Origin of the sequence: Xenorhabdus szentirmaii DSM 16338 (assembly GCF_002632585.1) — a bacterium.
Lineage (GTDB): Bacteria > Pseudomonadota > Gammaproteobacteria > Enterobacterales > Enterobacteriaceae > Xenorhabdus > Xenorhabdus szentirmaii.
Genome location: NZ_NIBV01000001.1, coordinates 79,187 through 98,114 on the forward strand (window position 1 = coordinate 79,187; position 18,928 = coordinate 98,114).

Annotated in this window: 16 protein-coding genes and 1 other RNA gene; 8 read left to right on the plus strand and 9 right to left on the minus strand. The window is 41.8% G+C overall.

Features of this window, described 5'->3' with window-relative positions; all coding sequences use genetic code 11:
* Positions 1-21: 21 nt before the first annotated feature.
* Positions 22-1,986, minus strand: a complete 1,965-nt coding sequence (gene dnaX, locus Xsze_RS00455) for a DNA polymerase III subunit gamma/tau (RefSeq protein WP_038238369.1) — start codon at positions 1,984-1,986, stop codon at positions 22-24.
* Between the two features lie 98 nt (positions 1,987-2,084).
* Positions 2,085-2,636: an adenine phosphoribosyltransferase gene (apt, locus tag Xsze_RS00460; RefSeq protein WP_038238371.1), complete on the minus strand. Its 552-nt coding sequence runs from the start codon at positions 2,634-2,636 to the stop codon at positions 2,085-2,087.
* A gap of 204 nt (positions 2,637-2,840) precedes the next feature.
* Here apt and priC point away from each other — a divergent pair, with 204 nt between their 5' ends.
* Positions 2,841-3,383: a primosomal replication protein PriC gene (gene priC / locus Xsze_RS00465; RefSeq protein ID WP_038238373.1), complete on the plus strand. Its 543-nt coding sequence runs from the start codon at positions 2,841-2,843 to the stop codon at positions 3,381-3,383.
* Between the two features lie 16 nt (positions 3,384-3,399).
* Positions 3,400-3,567, plus strand: coding sequence for a pleiotropic regulatory protein RsmS (rsmS, locus tag Xsze_RS00470; RefSeq protein ID WP_071991782.1), 168 nt, complete (start codon positions 3,400-3,402; stop codon positions 3,565-3,567).
* 103 nt (positions 3,568-3,670) lie between these two features.
* Here rsmS and acrR read toward each other — a convergent pair whose 3' ends face one another.
* Entirely contained in the window at positions 3,671-4,312 is a 642-nt protein-coding gene (acrR, locus tag Xsze_RS00475; protein ID WP_038238661.1) for a multidrug efflux transporter transcriptional repressor AcrR, read from the minus strand.
* Positions 4,313-4,452: 140 nt separating this feature from the next.
* Between acrR and Xsze_RS00480 the strand changes: the two genes are divergently transcribed.
* The 4 genes from Xsze_RS00480 to Xsze_RS00495 all read left to right on the plus strand — a co-directional run bounded on the left by Xsze_RS00480 (position 4,453) and on the right by Xsze_RS00495 (position 10,107).
* Positions 4,453-5,643: an efflux RND transporter periplasmic adaptor subunit gene (locus Xsze_RS00480; RefSeq protein WP_038238375.1), complete on the plus strand. Its 1,191-nt coding sequence runs from the start codon at positions 4,453-4,455 to the stop codon at positions 5,641-5,643.
* Between the two features lie 14 nt (positions 5,644-5,657).
* Positions 5,658-8,807 carry an efflux RND transporter permease subunit gene (locus Xsze_RS00485; RefSeq protein ID WP_038238377.1) on the plus strand — a complete coding sequence of 1,050 codons (3,150 nt, stop codon included), beginning with the start codon at positions 5,658-5,660 and terminating at the stop codon, positions 8,805-8,807.
* 681 nt (positions 8,808-9,488) lie between these two features.
* Positions 9,489-9,857: an Hha toxicity modulator TomB gene (gene tomB, locus Xsze_RS00490; protein WP_038238380.1), complete on the plus strand. Its 369-nt coding sequence runs from the start codon at positions 9,489-9,491 to the stop codon at positions 9,855-9,857.
* 46 nt (positions 9,858-9,903) lie between these two features.
* Positions 9,904-10,107, plus strand: a complete 204-nt coding sequence (locus tag Xsze_RS00495) for an HHA domain-containing protein (RefSeq protein WP_038238384.1) — start codon at positions 9,904-9,906, stop codon at positions 10,105-10,107.
* 112 nt (positions 10,108-10,219) lie between these two features.
* Here Xsze_RS00495 and ffs read toward each other — a convergent pair.
* An RNA gene (gene ffs, locus Xsze_RS00500) (signal recognition particle sRNA small type) lies at positions 10,220-10,316 on the minus strand.
* Between the two features lie 573 nt (positions 10,317-10,889).
* Here ffs and tesB point away from each other — a divergent pair.
* Positions 10,890-11,744, plus strand: coding sequence for an acyl-CoA thioesterase II (tesB, locus tag Xsze_RS00505; protein WP_038238388.1), 855 nt, complete (start codon positions 10,890-10,892; stop codon positions 11,742-11,744).
* A 143-nt stretch (positions 11,745-11,887) separates the two neighbouring features.
* Here the strand turns inward: tesB and amtB are convergent, their stop codons facing one another.
* From amtB to Xsze_RS00530, 5 genes are all read right to left on the minus strand, one after another.
* Positions 11,888-13,168, minus strand: a complete 1,281-nt coding sequence (amtB, locus tag Xsze_RS00510) for an ammonium transporter AmtB (RefSeq protein WP_038238392.1) — start codon at positions 13,166-13,168, stop codon at positions 11,888-11,890.
* Positions 13,169-13,182: 14 nt separating this feature from the next.
* Entirely contained in the window at positions 13,183-13,521 is a 339-nt protein-coding gene (glnK, locus tag Xsze_RS00515; RefSeq protein ID WP_038238395.1) for a P-II family nitrogen regulator, read from the minus strand.
* Between the two features lie 154 nt (positions 13,522-13,675).
* Complete coding sequence (locus Xsze_RS00520; RefSeq protein ID WP_038238398.1) at positions 13,676-15,454, minus strand: SmdB family multidrug efflux ABC transporter permease/ATP-binding protein; 1,779 nt, start codon at positions 15,452-15,454, stop codon at positions 13,676-13,678.
* Positions 15,438-17,186: a SmdA family multidrug ABC transporter permease/ATP-binding protein gene (locus Xsze_RS00525; RefSeq protein ID WP_038238401.1), complete on the minus strand. Its 1,749-nt coding sequence runs from the start codon at positions 17,184-17,186 to the stop codon at positions 15,438-15,440. Before Xsze_RS00525 ends, Xsze_RS00520 begins: the two co-directional genes overlap by 17 nt.
* Before the next feature lie 64 nt (positions 17,187-17,250).
* On the minus strand, positions 17,251-17,721 hold the full coding sequence (locus tag Xsze_RS00530) for an Lrp/AsnC family transcriptional regulator (RefSeq protein WP_038238404.1): 471 nt from the start codon (positions 17,719-17,721) through the stop codon (positions 17,251-17,253).
* Positions 17,722-17,843: 122 nt separating this feature from the next.
* Between Xsze_RS00530 and Xsze_RS00535 the strand changes: the two genes are divergently transcribed.
* Positions 17,844-18,896, plus strand: coding sequence for a PLP-dependent cysteine synthase family protein (locus tag Xsze_RS00535; RefSeq protein ID WP_038238407.1), 1,053 nt, complete (start codon positions 17,844-17,846; stop codon positions 18,894-18,896).
* Positions 18,897-18,928 lie beyond the last annotated feature (32 nt).

The window sequence follows — 18,928 nt, forward strand, 5'->3', positions numbered from 1 at the left end:
CATAAAAATACGCAATGGCGGTTAAACAGGCCGGATACTTTCTTCATCCAATTCCGCATCGAATAACTGCTGAAGTGTTTGAATCGTTTTATCCGAAATAATGGATTGACGTGCTTGTGTCAATTTTTCTTCATAAATGGCTTGTCGCCACTCAAGAGGCGTTTTCATCGCAGGATTATCATCTTCAATAATATTGAGTTCAATGGGTTTTCCATGCAATTCATTTAACGCCTCATTTAAAGCTTTCTGGGCCGATGCAGAATTTAAATGATGCTGCTTTGAGCGTAAATGCAGGCAGAATCTATTTTCATCAATCTGCTCTCTAAATGCATTCAAAGCGACTTGCTGAACCAATTTAGGGATGCTCAACTGATCAATTTCCGCAGCCCATGGATCTCTTTGTTTCGATTCAATCGCAAGTTTTTCTATTAATTCAGCCGTCTTTTCATGCTCAAGTGCCGCTTTTATCGATTTTGGCGTTGTCACCGGCTGTTGTTTTTTTTCTTCTACATTATTCACTGCTCGCCAGCGATAAGCCTCTTTCTTCACGGGTTCCGGCTCCCGTGCTTTCGGAATATAAGATTGAGGCCGTTGTTCAGATACCGCTAACAATCGATCCAATGCCGAACTGGCCGGCTTCGCCTTCACAGACTCTGCCGGCTCAGGCTTTTTTGATGGTGTATTCCCTTGGCGTGTCAGTGAGTTTCTTGCCTGCAATAATTTTGCCGTTGGGCTGTCGGCAGTAGGTGCAGCATCCATCGCTTGAGATGTTCTCGGTTCAACACGTCCCCGCCCCCCGGCATTGGAGTCCGGTTGGGCCGGAGGCTCTGACACAGAAGGTGTCCCCATCGGAGATGCAGGAACATCTACAGTGGGTAAAGGCGTATCCTCAATGACCGTTTTAGGATGGAATGCCAAGGCTCGCAGCAGTGCCATTTCAACGCCCATCCGGCGCTCTGGCGCATAAGGCAAATCTTTGCGCCCAACCAATAATGCCTGATAATAAAACTGTAAATCAGTCGGGGAAATCGAGCGGGCCAATAAGCGCAATCGCCCATCTATTGAGGACGGATCACTTTCCATTTGCTGGGGCAGTAACTGAAGCATCGCAATACGATGCAATAATGATAGTGTCTCTACTAAAAGATTTTCCCAATCTACGCCACGGAATGCCGCTTGCTCAACCAAAGCCATGATTCGTTGACCATCGGCGCGAACCAGCGCCTCTATCATCGCCAACGGTTGCTCATCATCCAATGTTCCCAACATCTGATTGACTATCTCTGATGTCAGCTTCCCGCCACCAAGGGCAATAGCCTGATCGGCCAGGCTCAATGCATCACGCATACTGCCATCCGCTGCCCGGGCCAACAATTGACGGGAGCGAAGATCATTCTCTATTTGTTCAGCATTAAGAACATGTTCCAGTTGACCACTAATTTGGTTCACATCAAGCGCTTTCAAATGAAATTGCAAGCAGCGTGAAAGGATAGTCACCGGAAGTTTCTGCGGATCTGTCGTTGCCAAAAGAAATTTCACATGCCCCGGTGGTTCTTCCAGTGTCTTTAACAGGGCATTGAAACTATGACGAGAAAGCATATGCACCTCGTCAATAAGGTATACCTTAAAGCGGCCCCGGGCGGGGGCATACTGGACGTTGTCCAATAATTCACGGGTATCTTCTACTTTAGTCCGAGAAGCCGCATCAATCTCAATCAGATCGACAAATCGCCCCTGCTCAATTTCAAGGCAATTCGCACACTGACCGCATGGCGTCTTTGTTATACCTGTTTCGCAATTCAGCCCTTTTGCCAGCAAACGCGCGATTGTAGTCTTACCTACCCCACGAGTGCCGGAGAAAAGGTAAGCGTGATGAAGGCGTTGGTGTTCAAGACCATTAGCCAACGCGGTCAATACATGTTGTTGACCAACAACATCAGAAAATATTTGTGGGCGCCACTTACGGGCGAGTACCTGATAGCTCATGAATACCAAGAAAATTGAACATGACTGTCTAACATGCTAGCACAGCCTCACTATGAACGGCGAGGCTGATATGCCAATAATGAAAAAATCAGGATCAATCAATGACCTGGGAATTCGATGATCGTGTAGCTATCAACACCTTGTTTCTTCAATCGTTCAACGCCACCCAAATCCGGTAATCCAATAATGAAAGCCGCTTCTGAAACTTCCCCTCCCAGACGGCGGATAAGCTTTACTGTTGCGTCAACAGTACCGCCTGTTGCGAGCAAATCATCAATAACAAGCACCTTATCTCCATCATTGATGCTGCTTTTATGGATTTCCAGTGTGTCCGTACCATATTCCAGATCGTAAGTTTCGCTGATTGTCTCACGCGGCAATTTGCCTTTTTTGCGAACAGGAACAAAGCCAACTTCCAGACGCAATGCAACAGGAGCGCCAAATAAAAAACCACGGGCCTCAGTCCCTACAATTTTGGTAATCCCCATACCCTGATAATGAGATACCAAAAGATCTATCGTAGCTTGATAGGCCGCAGGATTATCCAGCAATGTGGTAATGTCACGAAAAAGTATCCCTTCTTTTGGATAATCAGGGATTGTTTCAATGCTGTCTTTAATTAATTGCAGTTGTTGTGCGTTAGCGGTCATAATCGGTGCCAGCCAAGTTATAAAAACGAAAACAGTAAAATCTATTCAAACTACTGGAAAAAAGCAACTGTAAGACAAGTTACAGTCTATATTTTATTGAGTTAGCGCAAGTTCCGCATCTATTTCATAAATGAAACGACCTCAACAAAGTCGCGCTGAAACACAAACTTCACTTAACGAACTATCCATGATAACGAGACGCTGATGGGTATACAAAATTTATTAGGCGCACTTGAAAAACAGATCAACATGCTGGAAAAAGAGCTTGCCTCGTTGTCCGATATCCCGTTTTCCGCTGCCCGTTTTGATCAGTCACTATTTCACCATCACAGCAACAAACTTGGTGGATACCTGTTAGAAATCAAGCAAAATATGAAACAGCTGAAAAGCTGTGTAGCCGATAACCGCGCTGAACCGGTGAAATTTCTCGCTGAACGTTTAGTGATACAGATAGAAGGCCTAAAACGTGAAATAGCGACTCAGACATTGCGAAAGCAGGAAGATAAATTTGAACGCCACTCGCAGGAAAGGGATCTTTATCAACGCCTGGCTGAGCATCAGGATTATGAGCGACGTTTGATAGCAATGGTCGATGACCGAGAATTACAGTTAAATAAGCAGATTACACAAGCCGATAAGTATAAACTGCAAAAAGAAATTGCTGCTCTGGCAGGAAGGCTAACCCGTTGCCGCCAGGCATTGATGCGCATCGAGAAATCGATAGAAAAGCAAGAACACTCAGATTAACCATAAGGAGAACAACATGACTCTCGAACAAGCACCACCTGAGGTTCAACTGGCGGTGGATCTTATTTATTTGCTTGAATGTAATGATATTTCTCCCGATACAGCACTGGCTGCACTCGACATTGTCAAACAAGATTTACAACAGAAATTAGAAAAACAAAATAAAGGTACTAAAGACAAGTGAGAGTGGATGGGGAGTATTCATGAATTCATCGCCATGCTCTGCCCCATTGAGAATGGCGATAAGAATGCCAAACCATATCACTATACTAATATTAAAAGTCTATTTATTCTTTTTTATTACGCAAATACTGGCTATGTTTAAGGGTATCAATAAAAGAATCCACTAAAGGCACAGCCTGCTCTTGAATATTAAAACTGTCCGGCGAGAATGACCAATTTTCCAATATTCCCGTCATCAATGCCCTCAGCATTATGGCTGAACGCCTAAGATCAAGATCGTAAGGTAATTCCCCTTCCCGGATGCAATCTGACAATATTTTTTCAATCTTCTTGTAATCAGAAATACATGCTTCCCTCATTTCTTCAGACAATGAGGAAACCTCTCCAACAAACTCACATTTGTGGAAAAAAATTTCTATCAAGTTCCGAAGCTGTGGGTCATCTATCATCATTCTTAACATGGAGATCATTAAAGATCTCAATGTAAGGAGTGGATTATTCGGGTATTTTGCCTGATACTCTTTCTCTAGCTCGTCTGCTTTTCTTTCTGGCATTTGGCAAACAATGGAAAGCAAATCCATTTTATTTTTAAAGTGCCAGTAAATTGCGCCACGTGTTACGCCTGCTTCAATTGCAATATCAGATAATGAAGTGGCAGAAACACCACGCTCAGAAAATACCTTTATCGCAGCTTCAATAATTTGGTGACGAGTTTTTTGTGCTTGCTGTTTAGTTTTTCGTGCCATTTCTTCGCCATAAACGTTGTTTTTTACTGGGGGCCAATTTACATACATTCATGCATGTTTGTATCATAGCACCCCTAATCAATGAAGTAATAGTTTCACGCGTTAGACAAAGCGCCTACATTGAAAAATTGAGGTTATTTATGCTAAAGAACAGGGGAATTCTGCCTCTGGCTACATTACTGGTACTTTCAGGCAGCTTCATCCTTTCAGGATGCAAGGAAAATCAAGAAACACAATCCAGTATCTCTATACTTGATGTGAGTGTTGTCACCCTGAAAGCAGAGCCTTTAACTGTCATCACGGAATTGCCGGGCCGTACAACAGCTTATCGTGTTGCAGAAGTTCGTCCTCAGGTTAGTGGTATTATTCTGAAACGTAACTATAAAGAAGGGAGCGATATTGTTGCCGGAGAATCGTTATACCAAATAGATCCGGCTACCTATCAGGCAGAATATAGTAAAGCCAAAGCAAATCTGACCAGAGCCCAAGCTAATGAGAAAGTGTCACATTTAACTGTTGAACGTTATAAATCATTGCTGGGTACACAATACGTGAGTAAACAAGAATTTGATAAAGCGAATTCTGACTATGCACAAGCAAATGCTGATGTGCAATCTGCTCATGCTGCGTTGGAAAGTGCCAGAATCAATTTGGCATATACCAAAGTCACATCTCCTATTTCTGGTCGTGCAGGCAAATCTACCGTCACTGAAGGTGCGCTGGTTTCAGCGGGCCAAGGCACTGCTCTAACAACAGTTCAGCAATTGGATCCTATCTATGTTGATATTACCCAATCAAGTGATGATTACCTGAAACTTAAAGATGAAATTGCCAAAGGAACCATTAAAAAAGAAAACCAAAAAACAAAGATTCGCCTGATTACTGATACAGGCAAAGAATACAGCAAGGAAGGATATCTTGAGTTTTCAGATGTCACTGTTGATGAAACAACCAGTTCTATCACGATGCGTGCTGTGTTCCCAAATCCGAATGAAGAGTTGCTTCCGGGGATGTTTGTCCGCACAAAATTGGAAGAAGGTGTACGCAAAAATGCCATTTTAATTCCTCAAGAAGCCGTAGCCAGAACAGCTCGAGGCCAGGCAACCACCATGATTGTTGATAAAGATAACCGAGTAGAATTACGCAATATTAATGCCGCTCAGGCAATCGGCAATAAGTGGTTGGTAACAGACGGGGTAAGTGCTGGAGATAAAGTCATTGTCAATCGCCTGCAAATAATAGCGCCAGGAATGACCGTTAATCCAAAGGAACAAGATCTGAATGCCAAACCCGCGGCTAATCAAACTGAGACCGAAAAAAAGCCTCAATAAGGAGTCAGTGATTCATGCCTAAGTTTTTTATCGAAAGGCCAATATTTGCATGGGTAATTGCTATTGTCACCATGCTTGCTGGTCTATTGGCAATAATGAAATTACCTGTGGAGCAATATCCTGCAATTGCTCCTCCCTCTATTTCTATTTCCGCGACTTATCCGGGCGCTGACGCAGCAACGGTGCAGAATACAGTCACTCAGATTATTGAACAGAATATGAATGGTATCGATAATCTGATGTATATGTCTTCCAGCAGTGATGCTGCGGGCAGTATGACCATCACACTGACCTTTGAAGCGAATACAGATCCCGATATCGCTCAGGTTCAGGTACAAAACAAACTGCAACAAACCATGCCTCTGTTACCTCAGGAGGTGCAACAACAAGGCATTCGTGTTGAGAAAGTAACCAGCTCATTTTTAATGGTTGCCGGGTTTATTTCTGAAGATGGTTCCATGAGTCAGGATGATATTGCCGACTATGTTGGAGCTAGTGTCAAAGATTCACTGAGTCGTGTCACAGGGGTCGGTGAAGCTCAGCTGTTTGGTACCCAGTATGCGATGCGCATTTGGCTCAATCCTGATAAATTGCTTAACTACAAACTCTCTACTCAGGATGTTATCACTGCCATTAAAGCGCAAAACAATCAGGTTGCCGCTGGACAATTGGGGGGAACGCCACCCGTTCCCGGACAACGTTTAAACATATCAATCATTGCCCAAACCCGCCTGAATTCTGTTAAAGAGTTCAGTGATATTTTACTGCGGGTCAACCCTAATGGTTCGCATATCCGTCTGGGAGACGTCGCTACCGTTGAGCTAGGCGCTGAGGACTATAGCATAGTTGCCCGGTATAATGGCAAGCCGGCTTCCGGGATAGGCATTAAACTGGCTGCCGGTGCCAATGCTCTGGATACATCAAAAGCAGTTAAAAATGCATTGGGTCAGATGCAAGCCTATTTTCCACCAGGCTTAAAGGTAGTATATCCATACGATACAACCCCATTCGTCAAGATTTCTATTTTTGAGGTTGTTAAGACACTGGCAGAAGCTATCTTGTTAGTGTTTGTCGTCATGTACCTGTTCTTGCAAAACTTCCGGGCAACGTTAATCCCAACGATTGCCGTTCCTATTGTATTGCTGGGTACATTTGCCGTTCTGGCCGCATTTGGCTACTCCATCAATACATTGACCATGTTTGCCATGGTACTCGCCATTGGCCTGCTGGTGGACGATGCCATCGTCGTCGTGGAGAACGTTGAACGCGTTATGCAGGAAGAGGGGTTATCCCCCAAAGAAGCCACCAAAAAATCAATGGGGCAAATTCAGAGTGCTCTGGTTGGTATCGCACTGGTGCTTTCCGCCGTTTTTGTCCCAATGGCATTCTTCGGTGGATCAACGGGTGCAATTTACCGCCAGTTCTCAATCACTATCGTTTCGGCGATGGTATTATCTGTATTTGTTGCTTTAATCCTGACCCCTGCACTCTGCGCTACCATGCTAAAACCTGTTACCAAGGGCAGTCATGGTATTCAAACCGGTTTCTTTGGCTGGTTTAACCGTTTATTCGAAAAAAGCACGCATCACTATACTGATAGTGTGGCCCGGATGCTGCGTGGCACAGGACGTTACTTGCTGATTTATGTTGTTTTGGTTGCCGGAATGGCCTTTATGTTTACCCGCCTGCCTTCTTCTTTCTTACCCGAAGAAGATCAAGGGGTATTATTGGCTATGGTGCAATTACCCCCCAGTTCGACTCAGGAACAAACACAAAAAGTTTTGAATAAAATCGATGACTATTTCCATTCTCAAGAAGAAAAAGTCATTAATTCTGTGTTTACCGTCAACGGCTTTGGTTTTGGGGGTCGTGGGCAAAATATGGGGCTGGTTTTTGTCAGCTTAAAAGACTGGGAACATCGTAAGGATAAACAAGAGCACGTTTCAGCCATCATTGATCGCGCAAATAAGAACTTCTTCCAAATCAAGGAAGGGCTTGCTTACGCGTTCAATCTTCCTGCCATTCTTGAATTGGGATCTGCCACTGGTTTTGATTTCCGGTTGATTGACAAAGGAAACCTTGGGCATGAAGCGCTGCTAAATGCCCGCAAAAAGATGCTGGAATTGGCTCAGCAACATCCAGATATCCTCAGCAATGTCCGCACTAACGGACAAAATGACACACCTCAATACAAGATCCATATTGATCAAGAAAAAGCTGAAGCTCTTGGCGTTTCCACTAACAACATCTATTCGACATTAAATACGATGTTTGGTGGAAATTATGTGAATGACTTTATTGATCGCGGCCGCGTTAAAAAAGTTTATGTTCAGGCTGATGCACCTTACCGCATGTTGCCAAAAGACATCAGTAATCTGTACCTCCGAAACTATATTGGTCAAATGGTTCCATTCTCTGCATTTTTAGATTCATCTAAAGAACCATGGGCTTATGGCTCCCCCAACCTGGAACGGTATAACGGCCTGCCATCCGTGGATATTGTGGGTCAGGCTGCACCAGGAAGAAGCACCGGTGAAGCAATGGATTTAATGGAGAAACTCACATTAGACTTACCGAAAGGTATAGGCTATGAGTGGACGGGAATGTCTTACCAAGAACGTTTATCTGGTAATCAGGCGCCGGCTTTGTATGCGCTGTCACTGATAGTCGTATTCCTTTGCCTTGCTGCGTTATATGAAAGCTGGTCAATACCGTTTTCAGTGATGTTGGTTGTACCACTGGGCATTATTGGTGCATTGCTGGCAACCTCAATTCAAGGGCTGAGCAACGACATTTACTTCAAGGTTGGGTTACTGACAACAATTGGTTTATCGGCGAAAAACGCAATCCTTATTGTCGAATTTTCAAAAGACCTGATGGAAAAAGAAGGTAAAGGTTTGATAGAAGCCACTTTGAATGCAGTCAAAATGCGCTTACGTCCAATTCTGATGACATCTTTAGCCTTTATGCTTGGAGTGATGCCTTTAGTACTGAGTAATGGTGCAGGCTCAGGGGCTCAAAACGCTGTGGGGGCCGGAGTACTAGGTGGAATGGTTGCTGCAACATCGTTGGCAATCTATTTTGTTCCAATATTCTTTGTGGTTATCAAGCGTCGATTCACGAAGAAAAATGAGGAGACAAAACACATTTCAATGCCTCACTAATTCAATCACACTAAAAAGGCCACTTGAGTGGCCTTTTTAAATGGATAGGAATCACTTCAAACAATAAATTATTCAGCCTATAATATCAGCACTAATGTTGAAGCATAATTCAATTAAAATATATACTTATGAAAGAGAGCTTACATTTAAAATGTGACATCTTTCTGTTTTTTATAATAAATATTTTTTATAATAAATAGAAGATAAGCGGGTAAATTTCCATGCCCTTCTCCCAATAACATTTTTAATCATAAAAAGTGTTCCATCTCGATGGTGACATATGTAATAATATCGCTATATTGATTTTGAAAGTCGTAATATAATCGCCTATAATGGCTTTTATGCTATTGCTACAGCGCCTGCTGTATTAGTATGATTCAACATATTTAAAGACATATGTAGATACTACCACCTTCACACAGACAGCAGATAGGGCATAATGTTAATAGGGCATAGTGTTAAACTTTTGTCAGGCCCGCGCTTTTAGCGGAAAAATATGCTTTACCAGACGCGAAAGTAAATTAATTGTTTTTAAATCCAGCTGGAAAATGCCAAAATAATGTTTAATATTAATAAATAATAATCATGTTTTGATAGGCTATATTCTGAAAGAATGACTATAATAATTAGCATGTATAAGCCTAAACTCAAATAAACCAAGCGTTGTTTATGGGGGTGATTATGGATGAATATTCACCAAGAAGACGTGATATTGCTGAATTAAAATACTTATGTGAAAAATTAATTCATGAGGCACTTTCGGTCCTGAATCGTACTGATAATCATTGGAGCCATGATCTGACTTCAGAAAAAAGCTTAAAATTAAACGAATTGATTGAACACATTACTGCTTTTGTCTGGAACTTTAAAATAAAATACACAGATAACTATGATCTCAGCACCTTAATTGATGACTATCTGGATGAAACATATAATTTATTTGGAAATGATAAGATAAGCTTTCCTGAACTTACACAATGGCAAAGAACAAACGAACATTTAGCTAACATTCTGTCACATGATTTGAATGTTTCTTTAAGTAAAACCTGATAAATATATTTCTAACTATTTTTATACCAAACAAGATAAGGCGACCATGACTAAAATTGACTATCTGATGCGTTTGAGAAAATGCACTTCTATTGAAACACTGGAACGTGTAATTGAAAAAAATAAATACGAGCTTTCAGATGACGAGCTTGAATTGTTCTACTCTGCGGCTGACCATCGTTTAGCTGAGCTCACCATGAATAAACTGTATGATAAAATTCCATCATCCGTTTGGAAATTCGTTCGCTAACCTCCAGTGATCAGATAGAAATTAGCCAGAGCCGGTAGTGATTATCGGCTAACTGCACAAGATCACTCGGAGCAGAAGGGGAATTGATAGTGAGATTGGAAACTGGTGAGGGCTCTGCCAGCGACATCCCGGCACACACATCCCTTGCTATGGCTGCTTCTTTCCAGACCTGACCAAGTTAACAAGTTAGCATTGCGGGAGAACCAACAGAGCCCTCATTGATATTAGCTTCGAACTTCAAAGCGGTAGACATTATCTTTCATACCTCTCGAAATAGCAAGGCCATGCTATTTGAGTGCTGTTTTCTTGTTCTCAATGTTCAAAAAAAACGCAAACCTGACTTCAAAAAGCCAACCCGCCACGGCTAAAAGCCGTTATAACAACCGGCCATAGCCAGTTAAATACATACAACAATAATAATTAAGTAACATAAAAAGCATGCGACAGCATATACAAATACTCAATAACGCATCCCATTGATGTTTGTATCTGCTGGAAAAATAATGCTACTCTTCCCTCCCAACTTAAATTAGTGTTTTCGATAGTGTGTTGGAAAAATTAACTATTTCATATAAATCAACAAATAAACATTTAAATCAATATCATCAGCATTATTTGATAAGTATTGATGAAATTAATAGTGATAATTTAGTTATGTTATAAAAAACAAGTTTAGACTCATTTAAATTTCAATCTCTTTATTCCCTTATAAAACAAAGTTTATTATCTTAATTCGTTTATTTATAAATTTGTAACCACTTTCAAAAAAGCAAAGATACATTATGAGCCAGGCATTAGAAAATTTAATTAACTTGATGCACTTAGAAAAAATAGAAGAAGGGATTTATCGGGGACAAAGTGAAGATTTAGGATTCCCGCAAGTCTTCGGTGGACAAGTAATAGGCCAAGCGCTATATGCAGCCAAACAAACTGTTGCAGATGAGCGAATGATCCATTCTTTCCATAGCTATTTTCTACGCCCAGGAGACAGTCATAAGCCCATTGTTTACGATGTTGAAATATTGCGAGATGGGAAAAGCTTTAGCGCTCGCCGTGTCAGTGCCATACAGCATGGACATCCTATTTTCTATATGACAGCCTCGTTTCAAGGCCTTGAAGAAGGCTTTGAACACCAAAATACGATGCCTATAGTTCCATTTCCTGAAGAGTTAGACTCTCAAGAAAACATTGCACGAAAAATGGCAGACTCACTCTCCACTAAATTAAAAAGACCTTTTTCGGCACTACCATTGGAAATGAAACTGATTAAACCACATAGCCTGCCAAATCATGCACCCCATGATCCTGTTCGCTATGTTTGGTTCCGTAGTAATGGGAAAATGCCGGATCACCCGTACATCCATCATTGTTTGCTGGGTTATGCTTCAGATTTCAATTTTTTGCCTACATCGTTACAGCCCTATGATATCGAATTCATGGCAAAAAACATGCAAATAGCCACAATCGATCATTCAATGTGGTATCACCGCCCTTTCAATATGGATGATTGGCTACTCTATTCAATTGAGAGCCCATCCGCATCAGGGGCGCGTGGTTTTGTCCGTGGGCATATTTATAATCGTGAAGGTATACTTATCGCATCAACGACTCAGGAAGGCGTGATCCGTAAATTGTAATCAACAACTGTGCCGATATATCACCGTAATAACAGCAATAGCTATTTTTGTTTAACTTGTTCCTGTTATTACGGACTGATTTTATGACTATGACACAGCATGCCATTTCTCAATACATTCCACTTTTCAACAAAATACTCCCATTAATTGTAAGCACTTTCACCGTGTGAAGTAATATCTAAACCTTCCCTTTCAGATTCAACGCTCATACGCAGACCAACCAATTTATCAGCCACCTTAAACGAAATATAAGCAGCAAGCGATGACCAGACAATGCAAACCAATACACTAATAGCCTGAATCCCAAATTGCTTCAACATCGTCATTCCTTCAGGAAATCCAACGCCACCGAGCACAGACGAAGTAAAAATCCCCGTCAACAAACAACCAATGATACCGCATACGCCATGTACACCAAAAACATCACAAACATCATCGACACGTAGCCAACGTTTTAATATAACAACTCCCCATAACCCCGCAATTCCGGCAATACCCCCCATAATCAATGCACCACCGGTGCCAACCGTTGCCGCAGCCGGAGTAATGACCACCAAGCCTGAAATACATCCGGAGCATGCCCCCAAAAGAGAAGGTTTCTGGCGGAATATCCACTCAGCAAAAATCCATGATAATACCGCTCCTGCTGTTGCAACTACGGTGTTTAACAGTGCCAACGCTGAGATGGCATTCACGGCCCCCGCAGAGCCAACATTAAAACCAAACCACCCAATATAGAGAATTGCTGTACCAATGAAAGTCATTGGCAAGTTATGAGGTTTAAATGCTTCTCGCCCAAACCCTGAACGTTTCCCGAGCAAATAAGCGCCAATCAATCCTGCTACCGCCGCATTAATATGAACGACAGTTCCACCAGCAAAATCCAACGCACCATCCTGAGCAAGAAAACCGCCTCCCCATATCATATGTGCCATAGGGATATAAGATATTGTCAGCCATAACACGCTAAAAATTAACAAAGCTGAAAAACGAATTCTTTCACACAATGCCCCAACAACTAAGGCCACGGTAATACATGCAAATGCACCTTGGAAAACAACATAAATCAACTGATAGAAACTGCCGTTTAGGTCAGTTATCGATATACCTTTCAGCATGACATGGCCCAAACCTCCCCAAAATGGGTTTCCTGCATCAAAAGTCATGCTGTAACCGTAAACAATCCAAAGTACACAGACGAGAGAAAAACTAACAAAAACCTGTGACATTAATGACAAAACATTTTTACGACGCAATAATCCACCATAAAACAAAGCAATACCGGGTATTGTCATAAACAGAACAAGTACCGTATTGATAAACATAAATACCGTATCAGCTTTATCAGCGGTTTTTTCCGCAGCAAATGCGAATGAGGGCAAACTGATGACACTCCCAATTATGGATAAAAATAGTTTCTTCATTTTTATTTCCTTATTTACAGTGCTGAATCATTCTCTTCACCTGTCCTGATCCGGACAGCCTGTTGCAATTCAAAGACAAAAATCTTCCCATCTCCCATTTTGCCGGTGAATGCAGTCTGTTGAACAACATGAATAATTTCTTCAACCCTTTCATCATTGGTTGCAATATCAACCTTAACTTTGGGTAAAAAATTAACATTGTATTCAGCTCCCCGATAAAGTTCAGAGTGGCCTTTTTGTCGCCCAAATCCCTTCACTTCTGTGACAGTCATGCCTTGTATGCCTATGTCAGCAAGTGCCTCCCGCACTTCCTCCAATTTAAATGGTTTGATAATAATCGTGATTAATTTCATAGTGTCCCCATTTTTCAGCTGTGTTTCTGTGAAAATAAATGCAAGGGAAATGCCAAACTGTAAAAGTTTTATGAAATCAATTTATTATTGAGGAGTATTTTTTAAGGCAGGATAGAAAAAGGGGAGTTGAACATGTCACTCCCCGATATGCACACTAAATGTGCATAGATTCATTCAAAGTTTCTCCAACTTGTTGGAGTTGGTACATCTGATAATAGCGCCCACGCTCTGTCAATAGCTGTTGATGCCGCCCTTGTTCAACAATTGCACCACGATGCAGCACTAATATAGAATCTGCTTCAACAATGGTGGAAAGACGATGAGCAATAACCACCAGCGTTGTCTGCTGACGGATCATTCTTAATGCTTTCTGTACTGATTGCTCCGTTCCTGAATCAATATTTGCTGTTGCTTCATCTAAGATAAGGATTTGCGGTGTTTGCACCAACACTCTGGCCATAGCCAACAGTTGTTTTTGACCTGCCGACAGCGTATTACCCTGCTCTCCCAAAACAGAATTTAAACCATCAGGTAAATGTTGGACAAATTCAGTTAATTGAACCAGCTCCAACACTTCCCAGACTTTTTCTTCACTAATATCCCGCCCTAACGTAATGTTATCGAGAAATGAGGCTGCCAGAATCACCGGATCTTGCTGAACCATTGCCACCCCACTGCGTAATACAGCATGAGAAAGCGAAGATACTGGACGCCCATCAAGATAGATTTCGCCATTTTGCCACGGATAGTAACCCATAATTAAATTAGCCAGAGTACTTTTCCCGCTCCCTGTATGCCCGACCAAAGCCAAAAAACCATGGGTAGGTACATTCAGGTTAATATCACGTAATACAAGCTTATCATTCCGATAGGCGAAATTAAGGTTTTCAATATCAATTGAGCCATTCTTCAATGCTTGATTATCATCACCATATTGCTGCTGAGGACTATCCATCAATTCAAAAACCCGCTCACCTGAAACCACGGCTTGCTGTAACAAGGATTGCTGTGCGGTTAGCTCAATTAATGGTTCATTCAATCTGCCAAGATAATTGATAAAAGCATACAGTACACCAACCCCAATAACTTCCGTTCCTTTAAAACCAAATAACAAAAGCAGACCACATAAAATAGCAGCGGAAAAAAAACTCAACAATGGTCTCAATAAGATGCCATCCAATCGCAATGCCTGCATACGAGCTTGGTAATGAGCCCGATTAGTCGCCAGCATTTTTTCACCAAAGCGAGCTTGCTGACGAAATTGCTGAATGACGGTCATACCATTGATAACTTCATTAAAACCATCATTAATATCCGCCAAATACCCACGAACCCGCCTAACAATTGGGATACTAAGGCGCTGATAAAGAAACATAACCAGCAAGACTGCGGGAAACATCACAATCGAAATAGATGCCATGCGCCAATCGAGAATAAACATGGCTATTAACATTGCGCCTATCAGTGCAACACTACGGAAAACCGTTGGGATCACGTTTACAAACAAATCCTTAATCACTTCAGTATCATTTGTGACTCGGGATATCAGTTGTCCTACAGGTTGATTGTCAAACGCGCTTAAGGGCTGACGCAGCGCCGAATTCATCACATCAGTACGAAGTTGCTGTACAACCCCTACAGAGGCCTGATTGAAAAACAGTGTCTGATAATAATGTAAGGCCGCAGAAAGCAGCTGTAGCACCAGAAATGCAACCGCAAGCCCGCTAACGATGCCCAATGGTAAATTTCCTGTCGCGACCATATTGTCAATAAAATAGCTGACAAGCAGCGGGCCGCTGACCTCCGCCAATGCCGCAACCCATAACATCAGCACAGCAATGACCATTGGCTTGCGGTAATTTTTACTATAAGAGAGTAAGCGCTTTAACGATGGCCATAAATTACTTTTATGAGTATTAGTCATTTTCCCCATCCAGCGCAGCCTCTAGTTGTTGGTAATGATACATATCTGCGTACCAACCAGATTGTGCAATAAGTTGTTTATGCTGTCCCTGCTGGGAAACCGTACCATTTTGCATCACCAGGACATGATTCGCTTCTGTTAATGCAGACAACCGATGAGCACTAATAATAACGGTACGATGTTCCCTCCATTGACTAAGGTTTTTCATGATTTGGTGTTCTGTATGCCCATCAACAGCAGAAAGCGCATCATCAAGAATCAAAATCTCTGTATCCAATAATAAGGCCCTGGCGATCGAAATACGCTGTTTTTGCCCGCCAGAAAGCATGACTCCCCGTTCGCCAACCTCTGTCTGATAACCTTGAGGCAACCGCAAAATATCATCATGCACATTTGCTAAACGTGCAACTTCCTCTATTTGTGCTTGAGTTGCATCTGGTCGCCCTAATGCAATATTGCTGGCAATGGTATCCGAAAACAGAAAAGGAGTCTGATTAACGATGGCTAACCGTGAACGCCACTCATTTATTCTCAGCGTTGAAATATTTTGCGATTGAAAAAGAACCTCTCCGTCAGTGACATCAAACTGACGTTGCAATAACGCCAGCAAAGTGCTTTTTCCTGATCCGGTCGGCCCACAAATTCCTAATAATTGCCCGGATTCCAATTGAAAATAGACATCTTGCAAAACAGGTTTGTCATTTTGTGGATAGATAAAAGTCTTAATCTGTGCTTGTAATAATCCACGCTCTGGAGATAAAACGTTTTCCCCATCAATGATAACAAGAGGTTCTTGTAGCAAACTGCGAATACGGGCATATGCAGCACTGCCCCTTTCAACAATATTGAACATCCATGCCAATGCTAACATTGGCCAGATCATCAATCCCAGATACATCACAAAACTGGTCAATTCACCCAGAGTGATACTTCCATTCACAACCATCCAACTCCCACCTCCCACAGCCAAGAGATTTGAGATACCAATGGTAATGAAAATAGTGGGATCAAAGCGGGCATCCATACGTGCAACATGCATATTTTTACGCCCGGCATCAACCGCAGCTTCTTCAAATTGATTGGATTGCAGATCTTCAAGCCCAAATGCTTTTATCATGCGAATACTGGTCAAACTCTCTTGAGCATGGTTATTCAAGGCAGAGAATGCCCCTTGTGCAGATTTAAAACGATGGTGAAGTTGGTTTCCATAATGCTTAATCGCCAATGCCATAAAAGGCATGGGCAATAAGGATAGCAGTGTTAATTGCCAGCTAATTTGCACACTCATGACAACCAAAACAGCGCACCCCATAACTAGGGAGTCAATTAAAGTTAGTACTCCCTCACCTGCCGCAAATACGACCCGATCAACATCGTTTGTTGCGTGGGCCATAAGGTCACCTGTTCTGTGGCGCAGATAAAATTCAGGATTCTGACTACTTAGCCTCTGGTAAAACTCACTTCGCAATTTAACTGCCAGCCGGTAAGATGCGCCAAATAACCATACACGCCAAACATATCGCAGCCCATAGATTGCCAGAGCAATAAGTAACATGACGCCAATCCACATTAATAATTGGTGAGATGACATCGTTTTTGCACTGATACCATCTACAATAATCCCAACCAAATAAGGTGGAATGAGTTGCAATATTGCAATAATGACAAGAAAAATAACCGCGCCCAAATAACGCCGCCATTCACTAATAAAATACCAGCTTAATTGTGAAAATAATCTCACGCGCTTATTCCCAGAGTAAAACGTAAACAATTAAAAAGTTAGCACTTACAAACCAAAGGGAATATTAAACTCCAGAAGCCGGTATCGGTAGTGCTGTTGTATATTTTATTTTTTCCATTGCGAAGTTGGAGGTTACATCAATCAAACCAGAAATCCCATTGACCATACGTTTGTAAAACCGATCATAGCTTTTCATATCAATAACTTCTACATGCATTAGATAATCATATTCCCCAGCCATTCGGTAGAACGTCAAAACTTCCGGCATTTCTTTGATAAAAGTGACAAATTGTTCATACCATTCACTGCTATGTTGCTGCGTTTTAATCATCACAATCACAGTCAAGCCAAGCCCAAGTTTTGCTCCATTCAGTAAAGCAACTTTCCCAGTGATATATCCGTCGTCTTCAAGTCGTTTAAGTCGTTTCCAGCAAGGTGTCGAAGTCAAATTGACAGCTTCAGCCAACGCATTTAAAGATAAACTACAATCCTGTTGAAGTAACTCCAGTAGTTTACGGTCTATTTTGTCTAGCATATTTCAATCCTATAGAAATATTTCCTAAATATAGAGAATAAATTAAGAAAAATAACAACCTATTTCTCCCAATATAAGAGTAATCTATATACCAGTACGGTATTATTATTCAGGGTCAATTTATGTCCTCTTTATGGGCTAAGAAAGCAATAAAAACAATCCAAGCTGATTATCAACGCAGTGCAGACACCCATCTGATTCGCCTTAATCTTCCTATGTTTTCAGATATTAGCATCTACCTCAAAGATGAAAGTACTCATCCCACAGGTAGCCTGAAGCATAGGCTTGCACGCTCTCTATTTCTTTATGCAATCATCAATGGTTGGATCAAGGAAGGAACGACTATCATTGAAGCTTCATCCGGCAGTACTGCTGTTTCAGAAGCTTATTTCGCTCGTTTGCTTGATCTGCCTTTTATTGCAGTAATGCCTTTCTGCACCGCTAAACGCAAAGTTCAGGAAATTGAGTTCTACGGTGGTAAATGCCATTTTGTGGAACATTCTGCCCTGATTTACCAAGAATCCGAGCGTCTGGCAAAAGAACTAAATGGTCATTATATGGATCAATTTACTTATGCCGAACGAGCCACTGACTGGCGAGGAAGCAATAACATTGCAGAAAGCATTTTCCGTCAAATGCAATTGGAGCCTTTCCCTGAGCCAGCTTACATTGTTATGGGAGCTGGAACCGGTGGCACATCAGCGACACTGGGGCGCTATATCCGCTATCAAGGTTATGACACTTCTCTTGTTGTTGTTGATCCAGAAAACTCTGTTTTCTACGACTGTTATCGTCAAAATCGCTGTGATCTTCTCAGTAATAATGGCAGCAAAATTGAAGGAATCGGTCGCCCGCGCGCAGAACCTTCTTTTATTCCCAGTGTTATTAATGACATGATCCAAGTCCCCGATCCCGCTTCTATTGCAACTATTTATTGGCTTGAAAAATTAATTGGCAGAAAAACAGGCGCATCAACAGGCACTAACGTATGGGGTGCACTGCAACTTGCCCAAAAAATGCATGACAATAACCAACAAGGCGCAATAGTGACATTGCTCTGTGATAGCGGAGAACGCTATCTCGACACTTATTACAATCCAGAATGGGTTCGCAATAATATAGGTGATATCACACAATATTTAACGCAACTACCCAAGCTAACCGGTTATGAGTAACATACTTCCTTCAATTTACAGAGGTAAGTATC

Excerpts from the sequence above, each read along its gene's own strand:
- tomB (WP_038238380.1), top strand. The coding sequence starts at position 9,489 with ATGGATGAATATTCACCAAGAAGACGTGATATTGCTGAATTAAAATAC.
- apt (WP_038238371.1), bottom strand. The coding sequence starts at position 2,636 with ATGACCGCTAACGCACAACAACTGCAATTAATTAAAGACAGCATTGAA.
- glnK (WP_038238395.1), bottom strand. The coding sequence starts at position 13,521 with ATGAAATTAATCACGATTATTATCAAACCATTTAAATTGGAGGAAGTG.
- dnaX (WP_038238369.1), bottom strand. The coding sequence starts at position 1,986 with ATGAGCTATCAGGTACTCGCCCGTAAGTGGCGCCCACAAATATTTTCT.
- Xsze_RS00495 (WP_038238384.1), top strand. The coding sequence starts at position 9,904 with ATGACTAAAATTGACTATCTGATGCGTTTGAGAAAATGCACTTCTATT.
- Xsze_RS00485 (WP_038238377.1), top strand. The coding sequence starts at position 5,658 with ATGCCTAAGTTTTTTATCGAAAGGCCAATATTTGCATGGGTAATTGCT.
- priC (WP_038238373.1), top strand. The coding sequence starts at position 2,841 with ATGGGTATACAAAATTTATTAGGCGCACTTGAAAAACAGATCAACATG.
- Xsze_RS00520 (WP_038238398.1), bottom strand. The coding sequence starts at position 15,454 with ATGGGGAAAATGACTAATACTCATAAAAGTAATTTATGGCCATCGTTA.
- tesB (WP_038238388.1), top strand. The coding sequence starts at position 10,890 with ATGAGCCAGGCATTAGAAAATTTAATTAACTTGATGCACTTAGAAAAA.
- amtB (WP_038238392.1), bottom strand. The coding sequence starts at position 13,168 with ATGAAGAAACTATTTTTATCCATAATTGGGAGTGTCATCAGTTTGCCC.
- Xsze_RS00530 (WP_038238404.1), bottom strand. The coding sequence starts at position 17,721 with ATGCTAGACAAAATAGACCGTAAACTACTGGAGTTACTTCAACAGGAT.
- rsmS (WP_071991782.1), top strand. The coding sequence starts at position 3,400 with ATGACTCTCGAACAAGCACCACCTGAGGTTCAACTGGCGGTGGATCTT.
- acrR (WP_038238661.1), bottom strand. The coding sequence starts at position 4,312 with ATGGCACGAAAAACTAAACAGCAAGCACAAAAAACTCGTCACCAAATT.
- Xsze_RS00535 (WP_038238407.1), top strand. The coding sequence starts at position 17,844 with ATGTCCTCTTTATGGGCTAAGAAAGCAATAAAAACAATCCAAGCTGAT.
- Xsze_RS00480 (WP_038238375.1), top strand. The coding sequence starts at position 4,453 with ATGCTAAAGAACAGGGGAATTCTGCCTCTGGCTACATTACTGGTACTT.